The organism is Pseudomonas iranensis (assembly GCF_014268585.2).
GTDB lineage: Bacteria > Pseudomonadota > Gammaproteobacteria > Pseudomonadales > Pseudomonadaceae > Aquipseudomonas > Aquipseudomonas iranensis.
Genome location: NZ_CP077092.1, coordinates 5,735,974 through 5,761,293 on the forward strand (window position 1 = coordinate 5,735,974; position 25,320 = coordinate 5,761,293).

Genomic DNA, 25,320 nt, shown 5'->3' on the forward strand with positions numbered 1-25,320 from the left:
AATCTCGTCCGGCACACAGGCAATTGAGAAATATTTCCATTCAGGAGCCGCCGTATGTCCCGTTCGCCAGACACCTTGTTGCGCCCCAGTCTGCTGGCTTTTGCCATCGCTTTCGGCACGCCGCTGATCAGCAGTCCGTTGCTCGCCGCTGAGCAAGCGTCCAGCGTGCGCGCCTACAACCTGCCGGCGGCGCCGCTGTCGACCACCCTGAACCAGATCGCCAGCCAGGGCGGCCTCGCCCTGTCGCTCAATCCTGCGCTGGCCGCCGGCAAAACCTCGGCGCCGGTCAACGGCCAGTACGACGCCGCCGGTGCCCTGCGCGCGGCTTTGCGCGGCACCGGTCTGCAGCTGGAACAGAGCAGCGCCGGCACTTACACCCTGGTGGCCGTGCCGGAAGGCACGCTGGCCCTGCCGGAAACTTCGGTCATCGGCGTGGAAAACTTCGAAAGCGCCTGGGGCCCGGTCGAAGGCTACACCGCGACTCGCACCGCCGCCGGCACCAAGACCGACACCGCCCTGGTCGAAGCACCGCGATCGATTTCGGTGGCGACCCGCCAGCAGATGGACGACCGCAGCGTGCACAGCCTCGACGACGCGGTGCGCTACATGCCGGGCATCACCGCCAGCAGCTACGGCAGCGACACCCGCGCCGACTGGCTGCGCGTGCGCGGTTTCGAACCGACCCAGTTCCTCGATGGCCTGCCGCTGCCCAAAGGCGTGTACGCCAACCCGAAACAGGAAACCTGGAACCTCGACCGCCTCGCCCTGCTCCGCGGTCCGGCCTCGTCGGTGTACGGTCAGACCCCGCCGGGCGGTTTGCTCGACATGGTCAGCCGCCGCCCGAGCGCGGAGGCCAGCAGCGAAATCCAGCTGCAATACGGCAGCGACAACCACCGCCAGATCAACTTCGCCAGCACCGGCAAGATCGATGAGGCCGGGCAGTTTCTCTATGGCCTCAGCGGCGTGGTGCGCGACAGCGGCACCCAGGTCGACCACGTCGACAACAAGCGCTACAACATCGCGCCGAGCCTGACCTGGAACATCGATGACGACACCAAACTCACTCTGCTGAGCCAGTTCACCCGCGACGACACCGGCATCACCAGCCAGTTTCTGCCGATCCAGGGCACGAAGATCAAATCGCCGCTCGGTGATATTTCCCATCACAAGAATCTCGGCGATCCGGATTGGGAATACTACGACCGCACCTACTACGCGCTGGGTTATGCCTTCGAACATCGATTGAACGATGTCTGGCAGTTCAAACAGAACCTGCGCTACACCAAGTCGGACCTGTCGTTCCAGTCGCTGACCCCTGGTTCCTATCCGTTCACCACCGTGGATGCAGAAGGCAACGTCGGCCGCACCAGCACCAGCGTCGACGAAGACATCAGCCAGTTTGCCGTGGACAACAACTTCCAGGCCGACTTCGCCACGGGTGAGATTCGCCACACCTTGCTGCTGGGTCTGGATCACCAGCGCAGCAACACCAACTACACCTCGATCTTTGGCGATGGTCTGCAAACCAACGTCATCAACCCGATCTACGGCCAGCCGATCATACGTCCAGCACGCTCCACCGCGTTTTACGACTACAACCAGAAGACCTACCAGACCGGTCTCTACGTGCAGGACCAAATGGCTCTCGACCAGTGGCGCCTGACCCTCGGCGGCCGTGAAGACTGGGTCCACACCAGCACCCAATTCATCAACCAGAGCGACGCCACCAACACCCAGCGCGACAAGAAATTCAGCGGCAACGCGGCGCTCAGTTACGTCTTCGACAACGGCTTCGTGCCGTACCTGTCCTACGCCGAATCGTTCCAGCCGACCACGGGCGCCGATGCCACCTCGACCGGCTCGCTCAAGCCGACCGAAGGCAAGCAGTGGGAACTGGGCATCAAATACCAGCCTCCGGGCAGCAAGACCCTGCTGACCGCCGCCGTGTATGACCTGACCCAGAAGAACGTCGCGGTGAACACCTTCGTCAATAACGTTTCAGTGACCAGCCAGACCGGCGAAGTGAAGGTCAAAGGCCTTGAGCTCGAAGCGGTGTCGGATGTGACCGACAACCTCAAAGTCATCGCCGCCTACACCCTGGCCAAGTCCGAAGTGCAGAAAGGCGTCGACAAGGGCAACCGCCTGCAACTGATGCCCAACCAACAAGCCTCGCTGTGGACCGACTACACCTGGCACGCCGGCGTGCTCGACGGTTTCGGTATCGGTGCCGGCGTGCGCTACACCGGCAACACCTACGGCGACAAGGCCAACACCTGGCTGGGCAAGGCTGACGCCTACACCGTGTTCGACGCCAGCGTGCATTATGATCTCGGCCGTCTGGACAACAGTCTCAAAGGTGCATCGCTGGCGGTGAACGCGACCAACCTGTTCGACAAGGACTACATTTCCACCTGCGACAGCTTCTACTGCTACTACGGCGACCAGCGCAGTGTCGTCGCCAGCGCCACCTACAAGTGGTAAGCCAGTGAGCTGAACCAGGCCCTGTTCCCAGGCCGTCCGTACCGGACGGCTTTGGTGTTTTTGAAGGTCATGCAATGAAAAGTAAAACCATCCGCCGCTGGTCGTTCATCCACACCTGGACCAGCCTGATCTGCACCGTGTTCCTGCTGATGCTGGCGCTGACCGGTCTGCCGCTGATTTTCAGCCACGAGATTGATCACGCGCTGGGCAACGCCCCGGAACTGCGCGAGATGCCGGCCGACACGCCGCAACTCGATCTGCAGCAACTGGTCGATGCCGCGCAGAAACATCGCCCGGGCGAAGTCATGCAGTACTTCGGTTATGACGACGAAGAGCCGAACGCGGCGTTCGCGATCATGGCCAAGACTGCCGACACCGAGCCGAACTCTTCGCACACTTTCATGCTCGATGCGCGCACCGGTGAAGCGCTGGAAACCCCTTCGGCCAACGGTGGCTTGATGCTGTTCATCCTGCGCCTGCACGTCGACATGTTCGCCGGGCTGCCGGGCAAGCTGCTGCTGGCGTTCATGGGTCTGTTGTTTGTCGTGGCGATCATCTCCGGCACGGTGCTGTACCTGCCATTCATGCGCCGCTTGAAATTTGGCACCGTGCGTCAGGACAAATCCACGCGGCTGCGCTGGCTCGATCTGCACAACCTGATCGGCGTCGTCACTTTGACCTGGTGCCTGGTGGTGGGCGTGACCGGGGTGATCAGCGCCTGCGCCGACCTGCTCATCGCTGCGTGGCGCAACGACGCGTTGACCACGCTGATCGCGCCGTATCGCGATGCGCCGCCGCTGACCCAACTGGCCCCGGCTACGCGGCTGCTCGACATCGCCGAGGAAGTCGCACCGGGGATGAAGCCGGATTTCATCGCCTTCCCCGGCACCCGTTTTTCCAGCGAGCACCATTATTCGGTGTTCATGAAGGGCGGCACGCACCTGACTTCGCACCTGCTGACGCCGGTGCTGATCGACGCCACGACCTTGCAGGTCACCGCCGTGGCCGAACGGCCGTGGTACATGGACGCCATGGGCATGTCGCAGCCGCTGCACTTTGGTGACTACGGCGGCATGCCGATGAAGATTCTCTGGGCGACGCTGGATGTGCTGACGATCATCGTGCTGGCCAGTGGCGTTTATCTTTGGGTAGTGCGGCGCAAGGCGGCCAAGCCTGTATTGGAAGCGGCGGAGGCCTCGGCATGAAGCCGCGTCAGTCGAGTTTCTGGAAAGTTTTCAGCACACCGATCGTGATCGCGCTGCTCAGTGCGGCGGGGCTGTTTGCGGCGTTGCTGGGGGATGGAATCTGGGATGCCTTGAGCTGGGTCGGGCTTGGTGTGCCGGCATTTCTGGCGATAAGAGGTTTTCTGCCGCGAAGCTGAGAATCCCTTGTGGGAGCGAGCCTGCTCGCGAAAGCGCCCAGACATTCAACATCAAAGTCGACTGTCACGACGCCTTCGCGAGCAGGCTCGCTCCCACATGGGTTCTGCGCCGGACTCGAGCAGGCTATGCTGCCCGATCATTGTCCTGATCGAGACCTTGCCCATGTCCGCCCCCAGCATGACCCTGTACCACAACACCCTGTCGCCCTTTGTCCGCAAAGTCATGGTGCTGCTGCACGAAACCGGTCAGCAGGATCGTGTCGCGCTGCAGGATTGTGTGCTCAGCCCGGTCAGCCCGAACCCGGAGCTGATCGCCGACAACCCGTTGAGCAAGATCCCCGCCCTGCGCCTGGCCGATGGCAATGTCATTCATGACAGCCGCGTCATCCTCGAGTACCTCGACCAGCAACATGTCGGCAATCCGCTGATCCCCCGTGAAGGTGCGGCGCGCTGGCGGCGCCTGACCCTGGCGTCGATGGCCGACGGGATCATGGATGCCTCGGTGATGGTGCGTTATGAAACCGTGCTGCGCCCGGTGGAAAAACACTGGGACGAATGGCTCGACGCTCAGCGCGACAAGATCCGCCGCGCCCTCGCTGTGCTTGAGAAGGAAGCGATTGCCGAGCTGACCAGCCATTTCGATGTTGCGGCGATCAGCGTGGCCTGCGCGCTGGGCTATCTGGACCTGCGTTTCCCGGACATGGACTGGCGTGCAGCCAATCCGCAACTGGCCAACTGGTATTTCGAGGTGAGTCAGCGACCGTCCATGGTGGCGACGATGCCCAAGTCCTGATTCTGCGGCGCCTGATCTGCCCCCATCGCTGGCAAGCCAGCTCCCACATTGAATCGGGACAGTCCGCTGACCTGTGTGTCGGCATATATCCTGTGGGAGCTGGCTTGCCAGCGATGGCACCACCTCGGTTCTGGCGGCAGCGCTGCAACAATCAGCGTCAGCAGAACCGCCACTTCCCTGCGCTCAGCCCTCAACCCGCTCATTGCATCGCCTCCACATCAAACTCCAGCGGCCTGGCCGGCTTCAAACCAATCCCGTACCAGTCCAGTTTGCGGGTCAGCACCATGAACACCCCGAGCAGACCGAACAGCATCAGCGAGCCCATCAACAGCGCGTAATCCTCGGCGCTGAGCAATCCGTACAGCAGGCCATACAGCGCCGCCAGCCCGGCCGAAAAACTCAAGCCATGCCGCGCGCTGCGCAGGACGTGGCTGACATAGAAACCGATCAACAACACGCAGCCACTCGCCGACAACAGATACGCCAGCGCAAATCCGATGTGTTCCGACAGCGACAGCAGCAGCAGGTAAAAGAACGCCAGCGCAACACCGACCAGGGCATATTGCACCGGGTGCACCGCCAGGCTTTTCAGCACTTCGAAGAGGAAGAAACCGGCGAATGTCAGGACGATGAACAGCAGCGCATATTTGATCGCCCGATCGCTCTTGAGGTACTGATCCACCGGATCGATGAAGCTGACGCCGAAGCTGCGCCCGTTGAGTGCATCACAGTCGCCAGCGACGCAGCGCTCCATCGCCTCTTGCAGGTTGGTGGAGAAAAACGAGGTCTGCCAGTCGGCGCTGAAACCCTGATCGTTGATCTCGCGCTTGGCCGGCAGGAAGTTGCCGACGAAGCTGGGGTGCGGCCAGTTGGCGGCGAGGCTGACACTGCTGGTCTTGCCCACCGGCACCACGCGCAGCGAGCCGGTGCCCTGCAGACGCAGGTCGAAGCCGAAGGTCAACTGCGTGGCTTTGCTGGCGTCGAGCGCCGGCAGGGTCACGTGTACGCCCTCACCGATCCAGGCCACTTCGCTGCCGGGCACGAAGTCAAGTTGCTGGCCGGCGAGCTCGAGTTTCAGCGCGTTTTCGATGCCGCGAATGTCGCTGATACCAACAGCGAGGAACGGCGCGTCGAATTGATAATCGGCAAAATTTTCCTTGATACCCAGCTGCGCCGGCAGGGAAAAATGCCCGTCGATACGGTTGTCGGCGTGAAACAGCCGCGCCTCGTAAATGCCGCGTTTGCGCAGTTCGGTTTGTACTTGCCCGTCGAGCTCGAAACGCTCCGGCAGAAAGTACAGACGCCCGCGCGCTTCGCTGACTTCTTCGTAGCGCTTGTTGGTTTTCTCGTTGGTTTTCCAGGTGCGCACCACCTTGCGATACGGCACTACCATCACCGGCCCGGTCAGCTGCTGGCTGTAACTGGAACTGCGCGCGATGTCTTCGAGCACACCGTCGCGCAGTTGCTGACGCTCATCGATGATGCCGTCGATCATCAACAACGGGATCAGCAACAGCAGGATCAACAAAGCAATCGCGCCGAGTTTGATGGTCAGATTCTTGTTCATGGGACTCTCCCTGTTTTGGATGGGGGGAGTCTGCTGATGCGCTGTGGTGGCAGTGTGGTGGGAATATGGAGATTGTGTGGAGAATGCATTCCCCTGTGGGAGCGAGCCTGCTCGCGAAGGCCGCGACTGGGTCTCACGGCAAGCGCAATACCACCTCAACCCCGCCCTCGACATTGCCAATGCGCATCACCCCGTCATGCAACTTGACCACCTCTTCAACGAAGTTCAGCCCCAGCCCGGTGCTCTTGCGTCCGCTGTCCGGGCGCGGCAACGAGTAGAAGCGTTCGGTCAGGCGTGGCAAGGCGTAATCGGGAATCGGCGTGGTCTGGTTGAACAGGCGGAACTCGATCTGCTCGCCAACCCGTTCGGCGCTCAAGCGCAACAGCCCCGACGTCGGGGTGAAATCGAGTGCGTTTTCCAGCAGATTGCCCAACGCCTGGCGCAGCAGAAACGGCTCGCCAATCAACAGCAGATCCTCGCCGATCGCTTGCTCGACGCGCAGTTGTTTGCCCTCGATTCGCGCGGCCTGCGCCTGGAACAGTTCTGCGACCAACAGCGCCAGCGGCACTGCCACCCGTTCTTCCAGCCCTTGGCGTTGTTCGACTTGCGCCAGGTTGAGCAGGCGCTCGATCAACTGCTGCATCCGCGCGCTTTCGCTGTCGATGTTGCTGACAAAGCGCAAACGCTGGACGGCCGGCATATCACTTTGCAGCAACTCCGCCGCGCCCCGAATCGCCGCCAGCGGACTTTTCAATTCATGGGTCAGGGTGTGCACGTAGCGCTCGACGTAGGCCTTGCCTTCGAGCTGGGTGCGCATCTGCTCAACCGCTGTGGCCAGTTGCTCCAGTTCGCCGCCGCGATAGTGCGGCACTTCCACGCGCCGGCCTTCGCTCACCGCCTGGGCATAACCGGTCAAACGATGCAGCGCACGACTCAGCCACCATGAGAGCAAGGCGCCGAAGAGCAGACCGAGGCCGATCAGTCCGGCGCCGTAAAACAGCAAGCGCCGCTCGGTGCGATCGACGTAGGGTTGTAGCGAACTGTTGGGCTTGGCCACGGTGACCACGCCGATAATCTTGCCGTTGTCGCGGATCGGCGCGCCGACGTGCATCACTGAAGAGCTCGGATCGTCAGGATCACTGCGGCTGGAGCGCGCGCCGTACTCGCCGCGCAGGGTCAGATAGACGTCGTTCCAGCGCGAATAATCCTGGCCGATCGCGACGCCGCTGGAGTCGAGCACAACGATGCCCTTGGCGTCGGTGACGTAGATGCGGTGGTTGACCTGGTTTTTCGGCAAGCCCCAGATGGTCGCTTTCGGCTGCCGCTCGCCATAGGCGCGGAGCAATTGCGGCCAGCGGTTCTCGCTGAGGGTGCCGGCCTTGAAATCGTCGCGCAGGATTTCTGCCATCAGGTTGGCGGTGTCGACCAGCGTCTCTTCGGTGGACTGACGCACGCCGGGGCGAATTTCTTCCATCACCGTGTTGAGGACGAAATAACCGGTCAGGCCGACAAACAGCACATACACCAGAAAGATCCGCAGCCCCAGCGACATCAGCTGTGCCCCGGGCTATAGCTGTAACCGAGGCCGCGATGGGTCTGGATCGGCTCGGCCTCGGCGCGCACCAGGCGCAACTTGGCGCGCAGGCTTTTGATGTGGCTGTCGATGCTGCGCTCGTAACCGGCATCGGCCGCTACGCCCAGCGCATCGAGCAATTGCTCGCGGCTGAACACTCGCTCAGGTTGTTCGAGCAGGCATTGCAACAAGCGGAATTCATGGCGGGTCAGGCTCAGCGGCTGGCCGCGATAGCTGATCTGCACGCGTTCGGCATCGATGCGAAACAGCGTTGAGCCTGCTTCCAGGGTTGCGCGCGGCGCCATGCGTTTGAGGATGGCTTTGACCCGCGCCGCCACTTCACGCGGGCTGAACGGCTTGACCACGTAATCGTCGGCACCGATCTCCAGACCCACCACGCGGTCGATTTCGGCGTCGCGGGCGCTGAGAAACAGCACCGGCACTTCCGTGAAGCGCCGCAATTGCTTGCAGGTTTCGAAGCCACTGATGTCCGGCAAACCGATATCGAGAATGATCAGGTCGGCCGGGGATTGCCGCTGATGCTCCAACGCCGCCGCGCCGAGGTTCAGCCACGTGGTGCTGAACCCCTCGCCCTGCAAGGCAAAAATCAGTGTGTCGGCAATTGCCGCTTCGTCTTCGACAATCAGGATGTGCGGCATGGCGTCCGAGCCCGTGGCAGTTAGTGCGCGAACGGTGCCCCAAGCCCGGGGTTACGTCAATCAGACCACTTAGCAGTCAGGCTTGTCGGCGGTGTAACGCCGCGCCGGGTTGACCGCCGCGCCGAACTCACGCAAAGCCTTGGCGCCGATCAGCAGCGGATAGTTGAAGTGGCTGCGGTCGGTCAGGTTGACCTCGACGGTGCGCTTGACGTTGCCCAGGCACAGTTCTAGATCGACCACCGGGCGCTTGGCGACATCGCTGCTGTCGCGCTCATCATCGTCCTCGTCGGAACGGCTTTTGATCTTGCTGATGCGCGCGACCTTGTGCTCGAAAACCTTGTTGCTGGCGTCCTTGGTGGCGAGGCGGAAACGTACCCAGTCTTCGCCGTCGCGGGTGAAGGTCTCGATGTCCTTGGCCGACAGCGAGGCGGTCAGCGCACCGGTGTCCATCTTGGCCTTGAGCACTTCGCCACCGATTTCCGGCAGCGCGATGTATTCGTAGCGACCGTACAGCGTCGGCTCGGCGGCCATGACCGGCAGCGCGACGAGGGCAAACAGAGCAAGGAGGGATTTCACGTAAGGGGCTTCCTTGGGAGGTTGGGCAACGGCATTTTAGACCGTCGCGCGGTTGATCGTTCCCACGCTCTGCGTGGGAATGCATCCAGTGACGCTCTGCGTCACAGGGGACGCGGAGCGTCCCGGGCGGCGTTACCACGCAGAGCGTGGGAACGATCAGGTTAACGGGACTGAAGTGAAACATTCGTCAGCGCCGATTTGGCCTGCTGCGCGAAGCTGCTTATCATGGCTCGCCCCTGCCACTTCATAGAGTTGCTTATGCGCCGCCTGCTCACCGGCTGTTTCGTTACCCTGCTGCTGTTGCTCAACACCCTGATCCTGATCGGGCCGTTGATGGTGTTCGCCCTGCTCAAGCTGGTTGCACCCGGGCGCTGGCGTGATTACGCGTCGGGGGCGGTGATGTGGATTGCCGAGACCTGGGCCGAGATCGACAAGCTGATCTTCCAGCTGTGCATCCCGACGCAGTGGGACATTCGCGGCGGCGACGATCTGCGCCGCGACACGTCCTATCTGGTGGTCAGCAACCATCAATCGTGGGTCGACATTCCGGCACTGATCCAGACCCTCAACCGGCGCACGCCGTTCTTCAAGTTCTTTCTGAAGAAAGAGCTGATCTGGGTGCCGTTCCTGGGCTTGGCGTGGTGGGCGCTGGATTACCCGTTCATGAAGCGCTACACCAAAGCCTTTCTGGCGAAGAACCCCGAGCTGGCGGGCAAGGATCTGGAAATCACCAAAGCGGCGTGCGAGCTGTTCAAGCGCCAACCGGTGACGGTGGTGAATTATCTGGAAGGCACGCGCTATACCCTGGCGAAAAGCACCCAGCAGGAATCACCGTTCAACCACTTGCTCAAACCCAAGGCCGGCGGCGTGGCGTTCGTGCTGGCGGCGATGGGCGAACAGCTCGACGCGATGCTCGATGTGACGGTGGTGTATCCGCAGGAAAAAATCCCGGGCTTCTGGGGCCTGATCAGCGGCAACGTGCCGCGAGTGATCATCGACATCAGGACCCGCGAACTTGACCCGGCGCTGTGGCAGGGCGATTACGAGAAAGATCCGGCGTTTCGCCAGCGCGTCCAGAACTGGGTCAACCAGCTCTGGACCGAGAAGGATCAGCGCATCGTCGAGCTGCGCAACGAGCGCGGCTGACTCAAGTGCCGGTGCCGGTGCCGGTGCCCCAGATGCTGCCGAGGCTGCTCAGCAGCGAACCGCCGACACCCTGCTGACCGAGGTATTGCAGGAGCACCGGGGCAAACTGGCCGATCATGCCACTGTCCATGCCCAGCGCGCTGAACGCGTTGTTGAGGTCGTTAGTGTCTTTGACATTGCCCAGCGCATTTTCAAGGCCAGCGGATTTGCCGGACGAACCGAGCAACGCGCCCAGCGCCGCCAGATTGCCGCTGCCACCGGACAGTTTGTCGATACCCGGCACTTCCTTGGCCAGTTGCGAATAGTCGGTGCTGCTCAACTGATTCTTCGCCAGCCCGAGCATCGCACTGGTACCGCCAACGGCCTGCTCCGGCGTGACGTCCAGCGCACTCAGCGCACTCAACAAACCAGCAGTCTCCGAGGTCGGCGCCGCAGCGGCCGCCTTGTCACCACCCTGCATCCCCGCTACCGCACCGGCCACGTCGTTCAGACTGAAACCGGCAAACACCGGCCCGCCGGCCAGGGTCAGGAGCGATGCCAGGACAATACCGCGTGAAATCTTCATTCAGACATCCTCTTGGGGAAAAGCTGCCACCGGACAACGGCGACGAAACTGCCGGTTTGACCGGGGATCTGGCGGCATGTTCCGGTCATTCCAAATCGAGATTCAGGCTATTCCAAAACGATTCTAAAAACTGTCAAACCTGACAGTTACCTGCTGAATTCAAGTTGTTTAGATTTGAATTCGAGACAAGTTTGCCGCGGATCATTCTGAGGGAGGTGCTGCGATGGAGAAGCGATTGTCAGACCGCGACGACTCGATCATCGCGCCAGTGAAGGGACCGTCCAAAGGCGCTGCAAAGGAAGTGATTGCTCAACCCGCAGCAATCATCTTTTGCGTTGATCCGGACGACCCCATCATTGGAAAAATCAAGGCCGGACGAAGGGTCAGTTATGAAGTGATAAAAAGCGATACAGGGCAGCAATACGCAATCAACGTTCGATTGGTTCGCGACAAGAGAACCGTCAATCCCCGGTTCTGATGTGAACCATTATTCAAAGCGAAATAGGAAGCACGACCATGCGCATCACAGGCCAAAGAGAAAACGGTACGGTTAAATGGTTTAACGATGAAAAGGGCTTCGGCTTCATTACTCCTCAGGTTGGAGGCGACGATCTTTTTGTACATTTCAAAGCTATTGAAAGTGATGGCTTTAAATCACTGAAAGAAGGGCAAGCCGTTTCCTTCATAGCTGAGCAAGGGCAGAAAGGCCTCCAGGCAGCACAAGTCCGCCCTGCATGAGCCATAAACCAAACAAAACGGCGACCCTGAGGTCGCCGTTCTGCGTTGCGGTAAACCCTACGCCGCACTGAACAACTTGTGCGGATCAATCACAAACTTCTTCGGCACGCCGGCATCGAACTCGCCGTAACCTTCCGGCGCCTGATCGAGGCTGATCACTTGCACGCCGACCACTTCAGCGATGTTGATGCGGTCCCACATGATCGCCTGCATCAACTGGCGGTTGTACTTCATCACTGGCGTTTGCCCAGTGTGGAAGCTGTGGGATTTGGCCCAGCCCAGGCCGAAGCGGATGCTCAGGCTGCCCATTTTCGCGGCAGCGTCGACGGCGCCCGGATCTTCGGTGACGTAAAGGCCCGGGATACCGATCTTGCCGGCAACGCGCACCACGCCCATCAGTGAGTTGAGCACCGTGGCCGGGGCTTCGGCCTTGACGCCGTCGTGGCCGTGGCCGCGTGCTTCGAAACCGACGCAGTCCACCGCGCAATCGACTTCCGGCTCGCCCAGCAGCGCGGCGATCTGTTCGTGCAGCGGGGTGTCCTTGGACAGGTCGACGACCTCAAAACCCTGGGCCTTGGCGTGGGCCAGGCGGATGGTGTTGACGTCGCCGACAATCACCACCGCCGCACCGAGCAAACGTGCGGAAGCGGCAGCGGCCAGGCCGACCGGACCGGCCCCGGCGATGTACACGGAGCTGCCCGGGCCAACACCGGCAGTAACCGCGCCGTGGTAACCGGTCGGGAGGATGTCGGAGAGGCAGGTCAGGTCGCAGATTTTCTCCATGGCCTTGTCGCGATCCGGCAGTTTCAGCAGGTTGAAGTCGGCGTACGGCACCAGCACGTATTCAGCCTGACCACCGGTCCAGTCGCCCATGTCGACGTAACCGTATGCGCCGCCGGCACGGGCCGGGTTGACGGTCAGGCAGACGCCGGTGTGTTGCTCTTTGCAGGAACGGCAGCGCCCGCAAGCTACGTTGAACGGAACGGAGACCAGATCGCCGATCTTCAGGTTTTCGACGTCAGAGCCCTTTTCGATCACCTCGCCGGTGATTTCGTGACCCAGAACCAGACCGGTCTGCGCCGTGGTGCGGCCGCGCACCATGTGCTGGTCGGAGCCGCAGATGTTGGTGGAAACCACTTTGAGAATGACCCCGTGCTCGATCTTGCGACCGCGCGGGTCCTGCATTTTCGGATAGTCGATTTTCTGTACTTCGACCTTGCCAGCGCCGAGATACACCACACCACGATTGCCAGACATGCTTTCACCTCGCTGTTGTTTTTATGGAACTGCGTTGCCCCGGTTGGGCAGCGCGTTGAGTGCTCGGGTATTGCTTGTTGGTCTTGCGTTGTTTGTTATGGCCCCTTCGCGAGCAGGCTCGCTCCCACATTGGAATGCGTACCCCTGTGGGAGCGAGCCTGCTCGCGAAAGCGATCTAGAGAACGACGGTTCTGTTGGCGTTCAGGAACACCCGTCTTTCGATGTGATACCCAACCGCCCGCGCCAGCGTCAGGCCTTCGATATCGCGCCCCTTGGCAATCAGGTCTTCGGGATAATGACTGTGATCCACCGCCTCGACGCCCTGGGCGATGATCGGCCCCTCATCAAGGTCGTTGTTGATGTAATGCGCCGTCGCGCCCACCAGTTTCACGCCTTTGTTGTAAGCCTGGTGATAAGGTTTGGCGCCCTTGAAGCCCGGCAGCAGGGAGTGATGAATGTTGATTGCCTTGCCGTCGAGCTTGCGGCACAGCTCCGGCGACAGCACCTGCATGTAGCGGGCGAGGATCACCAGTTCGGCACCGGCCTCTTCGATCACCTGCCAGACCTGACGCTCCTGTGCTGGTTTGTCGTTAGGGTCGAGAGGGAAATGGTAGTAGGGAATCTGGTGCCAGTCGGCCAACGGCTTGAGATCCGGATGGTTGGACACCACCGCGGCCACGTCCATCGACAACTGGCCGATGCGCTGGCGATAGAGCAAGTCGTTGAGGCAGTGATCGGCCTTGGACACCATGATCACCACTTTCGGCCGGTAGTTCGGCGCGGTCAGCTCGAAGAGCATGCCGAACGCCTGTCCGCGCTCGGCCAGCCCGGCGCGGAAAGATTGTTCGTCGAAACCATCAGGCTGACGGAACTCCACGCGAATGAAGAAGCGCCCCGAGAGGCGGTCATCGAACGAGTGGTGCTCGGTGACATAACAGCCCTGCTCGAACAGAAAACGCGTGACCGCGTCCACCGTGCCGAGGACGCTGGGGCAGTCGGCGGTCAGAATCCATGTGTCTGGGGCGCGGCTCATGGTGCGGTGACTCCTGTTCGTTGTGCGGGGTGTCAGGTTTTTCCCTCACCCTAGCCCTCTCCCAGAGGGAGAGGGGACTGACCGAGGTGTTCTTTCGAGCTGCGCCGACCTGAAATAGCGCGTCGAACTCAGGCTCGAAAAACACGCAAATCTGCTCCCTTTCCCCCTCTCCCCCTCAGGGGGAGAGGGCTGGGGTGAGGGGGTGGCTTTTGATCTTCAGGCCTGAACGCTCAGCCCGTACTCGGCCGAAGCATCCTGCAACCACAACCACCAGTAATCCGAGAAGCTGCGCCGGATCAGCAGTTCCCAGGTGTCTTCGGCGGTATGACGAATCATCAGCTGCGACTTGGCGAACACCGTGCCCACCGCTTTGCCCACCGGGAAGTTGTTCGGGTGCACGTCATAGCTGGTGGATTTCATCAGCACCTGGCGCACGTTCGGCCCGCTCAGTTCGAGGATCTGCTGGCCGCCGCTGACGTTGACAATGGCAATGTGCAGATCACCCAGCGCTTCACGCAGTTTCTGCTCGGCGGCGAATTCTTCGCCGCTTGGCACGATCAGCAGCCACTCGTCCGGGCCCATCCATTGCAGGCTGGTTTCGCCTTTGACGATCACGCTGAGGGCGCCGGGCAATTCAATGCCCAACGCTTTGTGCACACCGGCCGCGAAGGCTGCATCGTGGCCATCGCCACGGATGGTCAGGTGGCCGAGGAGTTTTTTCTCACGCACGATCACGCCGGCGTTCTTGCGGCCCTTGCCGACCAGGCTGGCGAGGTCGGCATGGTGCAGCGACGACTCGGCACGGGCACCGGTGGTCGGGCGTTGCTGGTAAACATTGGCTGTGGTCATAAAGCACCTTCTGAATTCTGTTGGTTCCTGTGGTAGCTGTGCCGCCGCCTTCGCGAGCAGGCTCGCTCCCACAGGGGAACGCGATCGAATGTGGGAGCGAGCCTGCTCGCGAATAGCCGCCCGCCCACCGCTCCCGAGGTTGTCAGATGTTCTGCCGCTCACCCTTCGGATCGAAGAACACCGAAGACACGATTTCCGCTTCGATCACGCTGCCATCGGCCAGCGGTGCGAACACCCGCTCGCCCATGCGCTTGAGACCGCCCTTGACCACACCCATGGCAAACGAATAACCGAGGGAGTTGTGCGCGTAGCTCGAGGTGACGTGGCCGACCATGGTCATCGGGATCGCCTGCTTGGTGTTGAACACCAGCTGCGCACCTTCCGGCAGCCATTTGGTCGGATCGATCGGCTTGAGGCCCACCAGTTGTTTGCGCTGATCTTTCACGCAATCTTCACGGTTCATGCCGCGCTGGCCGATCCACGAGAACGGTTTGGTGCGACCGACACACCAGCCCATGTTCAGGTCATCCGGGGTCATTGAGCCGTCGGTGTCCTGGCCGACGATGATGAAGCCCTTCTCCGCCCGCAAAACGTGCATGGTTTCGGTGCCGTAAGGCGTCAGGTTGTACTGCTTGCCGGCCTCGACGATTTTCTCCAGCACGCCCATCGCATAATCGGCCTGCACGTTGACTTCGTACGACAGCTCACCGGTGAACGAGATACGGAACACCCGCGCCGGCACATCGCCGACCAGACCTTCTTTCCAGGTCATGAACGGGAACGCTTCGTTGCTCAGATCGATGTCAGTCACGGCGCTGAGCAGCTTGCGGCTGTTCGGCCCGGACAGGGTCATGGTCGCCCAGTGGTCGGTGACCGACGTGAAGTACACCTTCAGCTCCGGCCATTCGGTCTGGTGGTACAGCTCCAGCCACTGAAGTACGCGCGCGGCGCCGCCGGTGGTAGTGGTCATGACGAAATGGTTGTCGGCCAGACACGCGGTCACCCCGTCGTCGAAGACCATGCCGTCTTCCTTGCACATCAGACCATAGCGAGCCTTGCCCACGTCGAGTTTGGTCCAGGCGTTGGTGTACACGCGGTTGAGGAACTCGCGGGCATCCGGGCCTTGGATGTCGATCTTGCCGAGGGTCGAAGCATCGAGCAGGCCAACGCTGTCGCGCACGGCTTTGCATTCGCGTTTCACTGCCGCGTGCAGGTCTTCACCGTTTTTCGGGAAGTACCATGGACGTTTCCACTGACCGACGTCTTCAAACTCGGCGCCGTTCTTCACATGCCAGGCATGCAGCGCGGTGTAGCGCACCGGTTCGAAGATGTGCCCGCAATGCCGACCGGCCACAGCGCCGAAGGTCACCGGCGTGTAGTTCGGACGGAACATGGTGGTGCCCATCTGCGGGATGGTCACGTTCAGCGAACGGGCGGCAATGGCCAGACCGTTGACGTTGCCGAGCTTGCCCTGATCGGTGCCGAAGCCCAGCGCGGTATAGCGTTTGACGTGCTCGACCGACTCGAAACCTTCGCGGGTCGCCAGTTCGATGCCACCGGCGGTGACGTCGTTCTGGAAGTCGACGAATTGCTTCGGTGCACGCGCCGAGTTCTTCTCGTGCGGCACCTGGAACAGCGCCAGGGTCGGCTCTTCGAGACGGCTCAGGGCTTTCGGCAACACGCCTTCGACAGTCTGGAAACCGGCTTCGGCGGCAGCGCGCACGCCACCTTCAAAACCGTCGGCCAGCGAATCGCCGAGCGCGTAGACGCCATTGATGCCACCGACGCATACGCGCTTCTGCGGTGCTTCGCCCGGTACGAAACCGAGAATGTCTTCACGCCACACTGGTTTGCCACCGAGGTGCGAAGCCAGGTGAACCACCGGGCTGTAACCGCCGGAGCTGGCAACCAGATCGCAGTCGAGCCATTCGCCCGGACTGGTCACGGCGTGGGCCTTTACGTCAATCGCGGCGACGCGGGCAGCGGTCACACGCTTGCTGCCACGCACTTCGATGACCGCGCTGCCGGTGAGGATGCGAATGCCTTTGGCGCGCGCTTCTTCGACCAATGCACCGCGCGGATTGCTGCGGGCGTCAGCGATGGCGACGACTTGCAGACTGGCATCGAGCCAATCCAGAGCGACACGATAGGCGTGATCGTTGTTGGTCGACAGCACCAGTTTCTTGCCTGGCGCTACGCCATAACGACGCACGTAAGTCGACACCGCACCGGCGAGCATGTTGCCCGGCACGTCGTTGTTGCCGTAGACCAGCGGACGCTCGTGGGCGCCGGTCGCCAGCACCACGCGCTTGGCGCGGACACGGTGGATGCGCTGCCGCACCTGACCGATCGGCGCGCGGTCACCGAGGTGATCGGTGAGGCGTTCGTGAATGGTCAGGAAGTTGTGATCGTGGTAACCGTTGACCGTGGCACGCGGCAACAGCAGCACGTCCGGGGTGTTCTTCAATTCAGCGATGACACTGGCGACCCATTCCATCGCCGGTTTGCCGTCGAGGCTTTCGCGGGAATCAAGCAGGCTGCCGCCGAACTCTTCCTGCTCATCGGCCAGAATCACTCGGGCACCGCTGCGCGCAGCGGCCAGGGCAGCGGCGAGACCGGCCGGGCCGGCACCGACGATCAGCACGTCGCAGTGCTGGTTCATGTAGTCGTAGGTGTCCGGATCGTTCTCGGTCGGCGAACGGCCGAGGCCGGCAGCCTTGCGGATGTACTTCTCGTAAGTCATCCAGAACGATTGCGGGTACATGAAGGTTTTGTAGTAGAAACCCGGCGGCATCAGCTTGCCGCCGACCTTGCCGAGGATGCCCATCATGTCGTTGTTGACGCTCGGCCAGCCGTTGGTGCTGGTGGCGACCAGGCCCTGATACAACGCCTGTTGCGTGGCGCGCACGTTGGGAATCTGCGTGGCTTCGGTGGCACCGATCTGCAACACCGCGTTCGGCTCTTCGGAACCGGCAGCGAAGATGCCGCGAGGGCGCGAATACTTGAAGCTGCGGCCGATGATATCGACGCCGTTGGCAATCAGTGCGGCGGCCAGCGAGTCGCCTTCATAGCCTTTGTAGGTCTGGCCGTTGAAGGTGAAGCTCAGCACTTTGTTGCGGTCGATCCGTCCACCGTTGGACAGGCGATTGGTCTGGCTCATACCTTCTCTCCCAGCGCCGTCGTGGCTGTTTTCGCAGTGCCAGCCTTGTCGGTGAATTGCGGCTTCTCGCCGATCTTGTAGCTCTCGAGAATCTCGTAGGTCACGGTATCGCGAGTGACGTTGAAGTACTGGCGGCAACCGGCAACGTGGTCCCACAACTCGTGGTGCAGACCGCGCGGGTTATCGCGAAAGAACATGTAGTCGCCCCACTCTTCATCGGTGCAGGCGTTCGGATCCAGCGGGCGCGGAATGTGCGCCTGACCGGATGCGTGGAATTCCTCTTCAGAGCGCAGTTCGCCGCAGTGAGGACAGAAGATATGCAACATGGGGATTTCTCCTGTTAGTGGGCAACCGCAGCAGCGCCGTGTTCATCGATCAACGCACCGTTGTGGAAACGGTCGATGGAGAAAGGTGCAGCCAATGGGTGCATTTCACCCTTGGCCAGACTCGCGGCAAACACGTTGCCCGAGCCGGGTGTAGCCTTGAAGCCACCGGTGCCCCAACCGCAGTTGAAGAACATGTTTGGTACCGGAGTCTTGGAAATGATCGGGCAAGCGTCCGGGGTGGTGTCGACGATGCCGCCCCACTGGCGGTTCATGCGTACGCGGGACAACACCGGGAACATCTCGACGATGGCCTGAATGGTGTGTTCGATTACCGGGTACGAACCACGCTGGCCGTAGCCGTTGTAGCCGTCGATACCGGCGCCGATCACCAGGTCGCCCTTGTCGGACTGGCTGATGTAACCGTGCACGGCGTTGGACATGATCACGCTGTCGATAATCGGTTTGATCGGCTCGGACACCAGCGCTTGCAGCGGGTGGGATTCGATCGGCAGGCGGAAACCGGCAAGCTTGGCCATGTGTCCGGAGTTACCGGCCGTCACCACGCCGACGCGCTTGGCGCCGATGAAACCCTTGTTGGTTTCGACGCCGATGCACACGCCGTTTTCCTTGCGGAAACCGATCACTTCGGTCTGCTGGATCAGGTCCACACCCAAGGCATCGGCGGCACGGGCGAAGCCCCACGCCACGGCATCGTGACGGGCGACGCCGCCGCGACGCTGCACGGTGGCGCCCATGATCGGGTAGCGGGTGTTTTTCGAGCAGTCCAGGTACGGAATCTCGTCCGCAACCTGCTTGGCGTCGAGCAGTTCGCCGTCGACGCCGTTGAGGCGGTTGGCGCTGACGCGACGCTCCGAATCACGGATGTCCTGCAGGGTGTGGCACAGGTTGTAGACGCCACGCTGGGAGAACATCACGTTGTAGTTGAGATCCTGCGACAGGCCTTCCCACAATTTCATCGCGTGTTCGTAGAGGTGCGCCGACTCGTCCCACAGGTAGTTGGAACGCACGATGGTGGTGTTGCGCGCGGTGTTACCGCCGCCCAGCCAGCCTTTCTCGACCACGGCGACATTGGTAATGCCGTGCTCCTTGGCCAGATAGTAGGCCGTCGCCAGGCCGTGCCCGCCGCCGCCGACGATGACCACGTCGTAGACTTTTTTCGGGGTGGGCGTGCGCCACATGCGCTGCCAGTTTTCGTGGTGGCTGAGCGAGTGTTTGAACAGGCCGAAGCCGGAATAGCGTTGCATAGTCATTACTCCAAAACCGACTCAGCGATAAACCGGGAAGTCTGCGCACAGGGCCGAGACCTGCTGGGCGACATTGGCCTCGACATCGGCGTCGCCGAGGTTGTCGAGGATGTCGCAGATCCAGCCGGCGAGGGTTTCGCACTGGCTGACCTTGAAGCCGCGCGTGGTCACCGCCGGGGTGCCGATGCGCAGGCCCGAGGTCACGAACGGCGACTGCGGGTCGTTCGGCACGGCGTTCTTGTTCACCGTGATGTGCGCGCGGCCCAGCGCGGCGTCGGCGTCCTTGCCGGTCAGGCCCTGACGGATCAGGCTGACCAGGAACAGATGGTTGTCGGTGCCGCCGGAGACCACATCGTAGCCACGCTTGATGAACACGCTGGCCATCGCCTGGGCGTTGTCGATCACTTGTTGCTGATAGGCCTTGAAGCCAGGCTCCAGCGCTTCCTTGAAGCACACCGCCTTGCCGGCGATGACGTGCATCAGCGGACCGCCCTGGGCGCCGGGGAAAACGGCGGCGTTGAGCTTTTTCTCGATCTCTTCGTTGGACTTGGCCAGGATCAGCCCGCCACGCGGACCGCGCAGGGTTTTGTGCGTAGTGGTGGTGACCACATCGGCGTACGGCAGCGGGTTCGGATACAGGCCAGCAGCGACCAGACCGGCGACGTGGGCCATGTCGACGAACAGCAGCGCGCCGACCTTGTCGGCGATCTGACGGAAGCGCGGAAAGTCCAGAGTCTTCGAGTAAGCCGAGAAACCGGCAACGATCATTTTCGGTTTGCACTCGACGGCCAGACGCTCGACTTCGTCGTAGTCGATCAGCCCGGTGTCGGTGTTGATGCCGTACTGCACAGCGTTGTAGAGCTTGCCCGAGGACGACACTTTCGCGCCGTGGGTCAGGTGACCGCCGTGGGCCAGGCTCATGCCGAGAATGGTGTCGCCCGGCTGGATCAACGCCAGGTACACGGCGCTGTTGGCCGAGGAGCCGGAGTGCGGCTGGACGTTGGCATAGTCGGCACCGAACAGTTGCTTGGCGCGTTCGATGGCCAGCGCTTCGACCTTGTCCACATGCTCGCAGCCACCGTAGTAGCGCTTGCCCGGATAGCCTTCGGCGTATTTGTTGGTCAGGCCGCTGCCTTGCGCCTGCATGACGCGCTTGCTGGTGTAGTTCTCCGACGCGATCAGCTCGATGTGATCTTCCTGACGTTGCTCCTCGGCATTCATCGCCGCCAGCAGTGCATCGTCGTAACCCTGGATCTGGTCTTGCTTGCTGAACATCGCGTCTCTCCCAGCGGCATCTGTGCGCCATTCGTCTCGGTAAGGCACCGGCAATCGCAGCGGTGCCCTTTGATGCGATGGTATGACCGGCACAGACAGCTCAAATGCCTGCGGACGCCACGCAAAGGTGCGTTTACGACATGGCTGGAAATGACCTCTTCGAAACGCCGCAGATCCCCTGTGGGAGCGAGCCTGCTCGCGAATAGGCCGGCACATCCGACATAGAAGTTGGCTGGCAGACCGCTTTCGTCGGAACGCCGCCCGGAGCCGGCTCGCTCCCACAGGGGTCAGGCGATGATTTGGCGGATGGCGAGCAGCAGTAGGAAATGCGCGGGATACAGCGCATACGCCCAGCGCCGCATCGGTGGAGGCCGGACATGTCGCCCATGTCGCAACAAGAACATTCCGAGCATCGGCGCAAACACACATGTCGCCAGGCCGAGAATGGACACGCTGTTGCCGAAGCGCGCCGATTCGAGCAACACCTGCCATTGGTTCGCCGCCAGACACACCAGCCCCGGCAACAGGCTGAAATACCAGGGTCGGCGGAACACCAGCAGCATCGCCAACGGCAACAATACGCCGAAGAAACCGAACATCAGTCGTTCTGAAAAAACCGCGCCAACCACCAGCGCGGCCAGTGCGAACAACCGTGGCACCGACGCTGAGTCCTGCCAGCCGCGCGCCACCAGCAAGCCCAGCGCCAGCGTCGGCATCACGTTGAACGTGTCAGGGTCGGGGATATAAAAGCGATAAGGGATTTCGCTGATGGCGCTGAACAGCAACAGCCAGCCCAGATAGCGCCATTCCATTTTGCGCGTCCCGTCTCGTGCCAGATTCGCCGCCATCGCCAGGCAAAACCATGGAAACGCCAATCGCCCGGGCACATACAACCAATCGGCGGAGAAGCCGACATATCGCAGGTGATCGAGCAACATGCTCAGTAACGCCAGCCATTTGAGCAGATCCAGGGCGCCGTCGCGTTGGCTCAGGTGCATAATCGGCCCATAAACTGGTAATTTTCCCCACCCGACATCGCATGTGCTCCCCGAAAGATCTTCGGTAAAGTGCGCATCCTCATTGACCACGAGCCTTCACAAGAGTCTCGATTACGGAAGCCGGCCATGACCGACAAGAGCCAACAATTCGCCAGCGACAACTATTCCGGTATCTGCCCGGAAGCCTGGGCTGCCATGGAACAGGCCAACCACGGCCACCAGCGCGCTTACGGCGACGATGAATGGACCGCCCGCGCGGCCGATCATTTCCGCAAACTGTTCGAAACCGACTGCGAAGTGTTCTTCGCCTTCAACGGCACCGCCGCCAACTCGCTGGCCCTGTCGTCGCTGTGCCAGAGTTACCACAGCGTGATCTGCTCGGAAACCGCCCACGTCGAAACCGACGAATGCGGCGCCCCGGAATTTTTCTCCAACGGCTCGAAGCTGCTGATCGCCGGCACTGAAAACGGCAAGATCACCCCGCAATCGATCCGCGAAGTCGCGCTCAAGCGTCAGGACATCCACTACCCGAAACCGCGCGTGGTGACCCTGACTCAAGCCACTGAAGTCGGCAGTGTGTACACCCCGGAAGAAGTCCGCGCCATCAGCGCAACCTGCAAAGAGCTGGGCCTGCACCTGCACATGGACGGCGCGCGGTTCTCCAACGCCTGCGCATTCCTCGGCTGCTCGCCGGCGGACCTGACTTGGAAGGCCGGCGTTGATGTGCTGTGCTTCGGCGGCACCAAGAACGGCATGGCGGTGGGTGAAGCGATCCTGTTCTTCAACCACAAACTGGCCGAAGACTTCGACTACCGCTGCAAGCAGGCCGGGCAACTGGCGTCGAAGATGCGCTTTTTGTCGGCACCGTGGGTCGGCATTCTGGAAAACGACGCCTGGCTCAAATATGCCCGCCACGCCAACCACTGCGCGCAACTGCTGGCAGAACTGGTCAGCGACATCCCCGGCGTCGAACTGATGTTCCCGGTGCAGGCCAACGGTGTGTTCCTGCAACTGTCCGAGCCGGCCATCGCCGCGCTGACTGCAAAGAACTGGCGTTTCTACACTTTCATCGGTAAGGGCGGCGCACGTTTCATGTGCTCCTGGGACACCGAAGAAGAGCGCGTGCGCGAACTGGCGCGCGATATTCGCGAGGTCATGTCGGCCTGATCCCGCCCATGATCATTCCCACGCGCAGCAAAGGAATGTCTCCCGGGACGCTCCGCGTTCCAGCCTCACCATTATCGACAAGGTCAAGACCGCTATGACGCAGAGCGTGGGAACGATCTTTATCTCCACATCTGCCCCACCCTGATCATTCCCACGCTCCGCGTGGGAATGCCTCCAGGGACGCTCCGCGTTCCAGCTTCACCCTTGGCGACAGGCTGAAAACCGCTATGACGCAGAGCGTCAGTGGCTGCATTCCCACGCAGAGCGTGGGAACGATCTTTATCTCCACATCTGCCCCACCCTGATCATTCCCACGCTCCGCGTGGGAATGCCTACAGGGACGCTCCGCGTTCCAGCTTCACCCTTGGCGACAGGCTGAAAACCGCTATGACGCGGAGCGTCAGTGGCTGCATTCCCACGCAGAGCGTGGGAACGATCTTCGGTCGGGAATGACTTTTCCCACTGAAGTTGCAGACGTCTCTTCTAGCACGTTCCCTACTCCGGCCTCACCCTGATCGTTCCCACGCTCTGCGTGGTAATGCATCTCGGGACGCTCCGCGTTCCATCTCATTCGCACAGCAAGATTCAAGGAAGAATCCCATGGGCCGCAGCCGCTATACGATTACCGAAGCCGACAAACCGCATTTCCTGACCTGCACCGTAATGGAGTGGTTGCCGTTATTCATTCGCCCGTACATCGTTGAGCACCTGCTCAACTGCTGGCGATATCAACAGACTCATCATGACTTGAAGCTATACGGCTACGTGATTCTGGAAAACCACCTGCACTTCGTCGCCCAAGCACCCGATCTGAGCAAATGCCTCAGCCAGTTCAAGTCCTTCACCGCGCGACAAATCATCAACGACTTGCAAACCAAAGGCGCCGACAAAACCTTGCAGCGTCTGCGCTTCAGCAAGCGTGCGCACAAACAGGACCGGGTGTATCAACTGTGGCAAGAAGGCGCGCACGCGGAAATGGTCTACAGCGAATCGGTGATGCGCCAGAAACTTGAATACATCCATAACAACCCGGTGAAACGCGGATATGTGGATTTACCGGAGCATTGGCGTTATTCGAGTGCCAGGGACTTCGCGGGAATCGAGGGTATGATCGAGGTTCAGCGCTGGTATTGAAATGGGACGCGGAGCGTCCCGGGCGGCATTCCCACGCGGAGCGTGGGAACGATCAAGGTCATGCCTATTTAAAACTCAATCCGCACATCCCCCTTCGGCACGCTGCAGCACGACAAGATAAACCCTTCAGCCTCGTCGTCCTCGGTAATCCCGCCGTTGTGCTCCATCTCCACTTCGCCGCCCAGTTTCATCACCTTGCACGTCCCGCAAATGCCCATGCCGCAGGCCTTAGGGATCATCAGGCCGAGTTTGGCGGCTGCTGCGTGGACGGTTTCGCCCGGGCCGACGCGAATGCTTTTGCCGGAGGCGGTGAATTCCACCTGGTGCAGATCCGCGGCGTCGATTTCCGGCGCATCGGCGGCTTGTTCGGCCTGTTCCACCGCGTCGGCGCGGGCCTCGGGTGGCGTGGCGCCGAAGGATTCTTCGTGGTAGCGCGACATGTCGTAGCCGGCCGCTTCCAGCAGGCGTTTGACCGCAGTCATGTATGGCGTCGGGCCGCAGCAGAACACTTCGCGTTCGAGGAAGTCCGGAACCATAAGTTCGAGCATCTTGTGGTTCAGGTAACCGCGATAACCGGCCCATGGCTCACCGAGGCCGTGTTTTTCGCAGATCAGGTGCAGGCTGAAGTTGTCGATCCGCGACGCCATGTGCTCGAGTTCGCGGTGGTAAATGATGTCTTTCGGCGACCGCGCGCTGTGCACGAAAGTCATGTCGACGTTGGCGTTGGTGTCGTAGAACCAGCGCGCCATCGACATGCACGGGGTGATGCCGACGCCGCCGCTCAAATACAGAACCTTCGGGCTCGGGAAGTCGATCGCGTTGAACAGCCCGACCGGGCCGTGCACCGCCAGCTCCTGACCTTCATGCAAAGTGTCGTGCAACCAGTTCGAGACCTTGCCGCCCGGCACGCGTTTGATCGTCACCGAAAAGCTGTACGGCACCGACGGCGAGCTGGAAATCGTGTACGAACGCATGATCGGCTGGCCTTCGATTTCCAGCTCCAGGGTGACGAACTGCCCCGGCTTGAAGAAGAACAGGATCGGCTGGTCGGCCATAAAGCAGAAGGTGCGCACATCCCAGGTTTCCTGGATGACTTTGACGCAACGGACAATGTGTCGGCCATTGGCCCAGGTCTGGGTGGTGACCGGATTCAGGAAGCTGTTGGACATGCTGTTCTCCACGGCCGACTGTCGGCCTCTTGTCGGCGATTCTGCGTATAGCGCAGACCGTGCGTTTACCTATCCGCGACATTGACATACTTATCGCGACCAGCCCTTGAACACCGGGGCTTGCGCGTCGGGAACAGATTGCGCCATGTCGCGCATGGATAAGGTTCCCCCCAGCGCCGGCCCCACACTCGCCCCAACACAAGACGAC

At 61.3% G+C, this 25,320-nt stretch carries 23 protein-coding genes; 9 read left to right on the forward strand and 14 right to left on the reverse strand.

The annotated features are described in order from the left end of the window. The first annotated feature begins 54 nt into the window (after positions 1 to 54). The 4 genes from HU724_RS25925 (at position 55) to HU724_RS25940 (ending at position 4,655) form a co-directional block, all read left to right on the forward strand. On the forward strand, positions 55 to 2,481 hold the full coding sequence (locus tag HU724_RS25925; RefSeq protein ID WP_186568913.1) for a TonB-dependent siderophore receptor: 2,427 nt from the start codon (positions 55 to 57) through the stop codon (positions 2,479 to 2,481). 74 nt (positions 2,482 to 2,555) lie between these two features. Continuing rightward, positions 2,556 to 3,686: a PepSY-associated TM helix domain-containing protein gene (locus HU724_RS25930; protein ID WP_186568914.1), complete on the forward strand. Its 1,131-nt coding sequence runs from the start codon at positions 2,556 to 2,558 to the stop codon at positions 3,684 to 3,686. Further along, positions 3,683 to 3,862 (forward strand): hypothetical protein, encoded by a 180-nt coding sequence (locus tag HU724_RS25935; RefSeq protein ID WP_016772844.1) that lies wholly within the window; start codon positions 3,683 to 3,685, stop codon positions 3,860 to 3,862. Before HU724_RS25930 ends, HU724_RS25935 begins: the two co-directional genes overlap by 4 nt. Before the next feature lie 163 nt (positions 3,863 to 4,025). Continuing rightward, positions 4,026 to 4,655 carry a glutathione S-transferase gene (locus tag HU724_RS25940; RefSeq protein WP_186568915.1) on the forward strand — a complete coding sequence of 210 codons (630 nt, stop codon included), beginning with the start codon at positions 4,026 to 4,028 and terminating at the stop codon, positions 4,653 to 4,655. A 199-nt stretch (positions 4,656 to 4,854) separates the two neighbouring features. On the opposite strand, the gene creD is transcribed toward HU724_RS25940, so the two are convergent. The 4 genes from creD to rloA2 all read right to left on the reverse strand — a co-directional run bounded on the left by creD (position 4,855) and on the right by rloA2 (position 9,030). Continuing rightward, positions 4,855 to 6,222, reverse strand: a complete 1,368-nt coding sequence (creD, locus tag HU724_RS25945) for a cell envelope integrity protein CreD (protein ID WP_130927170.1) — start codon at positions 6,220 to 6,222, stop codon at positions 4,855 to 4,857. A 133-nt stretch (positions 6,223 to 6,355) separates the two neighbouring features. Continuing rightward, positions 6,356 to 7,774 (reverse strand): two-component system sensor histidine kinase CreC, encoded by a 1,419-nt coding sequence (gene creC, locus HU724_RS25950; protein ID WP_186568916.1) that lies wholly within the window; start codon positions 7,772 to 7,774, stop codon positions 6,356 to 6,358. After that, on the reverse strand, positions 7,774 to 8,454 hold the full coding sequence (gene creB, locus HU724_RS25955) for a two-component system response regulator CreB (protein WP_186568917.1): 681 nt from the start codon (positions 8,452 to 8,454) through the stop codon (positions 7,774 to 7,776). Before creB ends, creC begins: the two co-directional genes overlap by 1 nt. Before the next feature lie 69 nt (positions 8,455 to 8,523). Beyond that, entirely contained in the window at positions 8,524 to 9,030 is a 507-nt protein-coding gene (gene rloA2, locus HU724_RS25960; RefSeq protein ID WP_125925481.1) for a retropepsin-like aspartic peptidase RloA2, read from the reverse strand. 258 nt (positions 9,031 to 9,288) lie between these two features. Here rloA2 and yihG point away from each other — a divergent pair, with 258 nt between their 5' ends. Beyond that, complete coding sequence (gene yihG, locus HU724_RS25965) at positions 9,289 to 10,176, forward strand: 1-acylglycerol-3-phosphate O-acyltransferase, YihG family (RefSeq protein WP_186568918.1); 888 nt, start codon at positions 9,289 to 9,291, stop codon at positions 10,174 to 10,176. Between the two features lies 1 nt (position 10,177). Here the strand turns inward: yihG and HU724_RS25970 are convergent, their stop codons facing one another. Next, on the reverse strand, positions 10,178 to 10,741 hold the full coding sequence (locus HU724_RS25970) for a DUF2780 domain-containing protein (protein ID WP_186568919.1): 564 nt from the start codon (positions 10,739 to 10,741) through the stop codon (positions 10,178 to 10,180). Positions 10,742 to 10,964: 223 nt separating this feature from the next. Here HU724_RS25970 and HU724_RS25975 point away from each other — a divergent pair, with 223 nt between their 5' ends. Both HU724_RS25975 and HU724_RS25980 read left to right on the forward strand, forming a co-directional pair. Next, positions 10,965 to 11,219 (forward strand): hypothetical protein, encoded by a 255-nt coding sequence (locus tag HU724_RS25975; protein WP_189691476.1) that lies wholly within the window; start codon positions 10,965 to 10,967, stop codon positions 11,217 to 11,219. Positions 11,220 to 11,257: 38 nt separating this feature from the next. Further along, positions 11,258 to 11,479, forward strand: a complete 222-nt coding sequence (locus tag HU724_RS25980) for a cold-shock protein (protein ID WP_186568920.1) — start codon at positions 11,258 to 11,260, stop codon at positions 11,477 to 11,479. A gap of 57 nt (positions 11,480 to 11,536) precedes the next feature. On the opposite strand, the gene fdhA is transcribed toward HU724_RS25980, so the two are convergent. The 8 genes from fdhA to HU724_RS26020 all read right to left on the reverse strand — a co-directional run bounded on the left by fdhA (position 11,537) and on the right by HU724_RS26020 (position 21,642). Next, the gene (fdhA, locus tag HU724_RS25985) at positions 11,537 to 12,736 is read right to left on the reverse strand and encodes a formaldehyde dehydrogenase, glutathione-independent (protein ID WP_186568921.1); all 1,200 of its coding nucleotides are present in this window, start codon (positions 12,734 to 12,736) and stop codon (positions 11,537 to 11,539) included. Positions 12,737 to 12,911: 175 nt separating this feature from the next. Then, positions 12,912 to 13,769 carry a formyltetrahydrofolate deformylase gene (purU, locus tag HU724_RS25990; RefSeq protein ID WP_039757644.1) on the reverse strand — a complete coding sequence of 286 codons (858 nt, stop codon included), beginning with the start codon at positions 13,767 to 13,769 and terminating at the stop codon, positions 12,912 to 12,914. Between the two features lie 216 nt (positions 13,770 to 13,985). Beyond that, positions 13,986 to 14,618, reverse strand: a complete 633-nt coding sequence (locus HU724_RS25995) for a sarcosine oxidase subunit gamma (protein WP_016772832.1) — start codon at positions 14,616 to 14,618, stop codon at positions 13,986 to 13,988. Positions 14,619 to 14,760: 142 nt separating this feature from the next. Continuing rightward, positions 14,761 to 17,778: a sarcosine oxidase subunit alpha gene (locus HU724_RS26000; protein ID WP_039757642.1), complete on the reverse strand. Its 3,018-nt coding sequence runs from the start codon at positions 17,776 to 17,778 to the stop codon at positions 14,761 to 14,763. Then, on the reverse strand, positions 17,775 to 18,104 hold the full coding sequence (locus HU724_RS26005; protein ID WP_016772830.1) for a sarcosine oxidase subunit delta: 330 nt from the start codon (positions 18,102 to 18,104) through the stop codon (positions 17,775 to 17,777). The genes HU724_RS26000 and HU724_RS26005 overlap by 4 nt, the downstream gene beginning before the upstream one ends. Positions 18,105 to 18,118: 14 nt before the next feature. Next, positions 18,119 to 19,369 carry a sarcosine oxidase subunit beta gene (locus HU724_RS26010; RefSeq protein WP_016772829.1) on the reverse strand — a complete coding sequence of 417 codons (1,251 nt, stop codon included), beginning with the start codon at positions 19,367 to 19,369 and terminating at the stop codon, positions 18,119 to 18,121. Between the two features lie 21 nt (positions 19,370 to 19,390). Further along, a complete protein-coding gene (gene glyA, locus HU724_RS26015) occupies positions 19,391 to 20,644 on the reverse strand; it encodes a serine hydroxymethyltransferase (RefSeq protein WP_024014589.1) in 1,254 nt (417 codons plus the stop codon). 287 nt (positions 20,645 to 20,931) lie between these two features. Then, positions 20,932 to 21,642, reverse strand: coding sequence for a TraX family protein (locus tag HU724_RS26020; protein ID WP_186568922.1), 711 nt, complete (start codon positions 21,640 to 21,642; stop codon positions 20,932 to 20,934). A 126-nt stretch (positions 21,643 to 21,768) separates the two neighbouring features. On the opposite strand from HU724_RS26020, the gene HU724_RS26025 reads away from it, so the two are divergent. Further along, positions 21,769 to 22,809, forward strand: a complete 1,041-nt coding sequence (locus HU724_RS26025) for a threonine aldolase family protein (RefSeq protein WP_016772826.1) — start codon at positions 21,769 to 21,771, stop codon at positions 22,807 to 22,809. Positions 22,810 to 23,409: 600 nt separating this feature from the next. Next, positions 23,410 to 23,943 (forward strand): REP-associated tyrosine transposase, encoded by a 534-nt coding sequence (locus HU724_RS26030; protein ID WP_186568923.1) that lies wholly within the window; start codon positions 23,410 to 23,412, stop codon positions 23,941 to 23,943. Positions 23,944 to 24,011: 68 nt separating this feature from the next. On the opposite strand, the gene gbcB is transcribed toward HU724_RS26030, so the two are convergent. After that, complete coding sequence (gbcB, locus tag HU724_RS26035) at positions 24,012 to 25,112, reverse strand: glycine betaine monooxygenase reductase subunit (protein ID WP_016772824.1); 1,101 nt, start codon at positions 25,110 to 25,112, stop codon at positions 24,012 to 24,014. Positions 25,113 to 25,320: the final 208 nt, after the last annotated feature.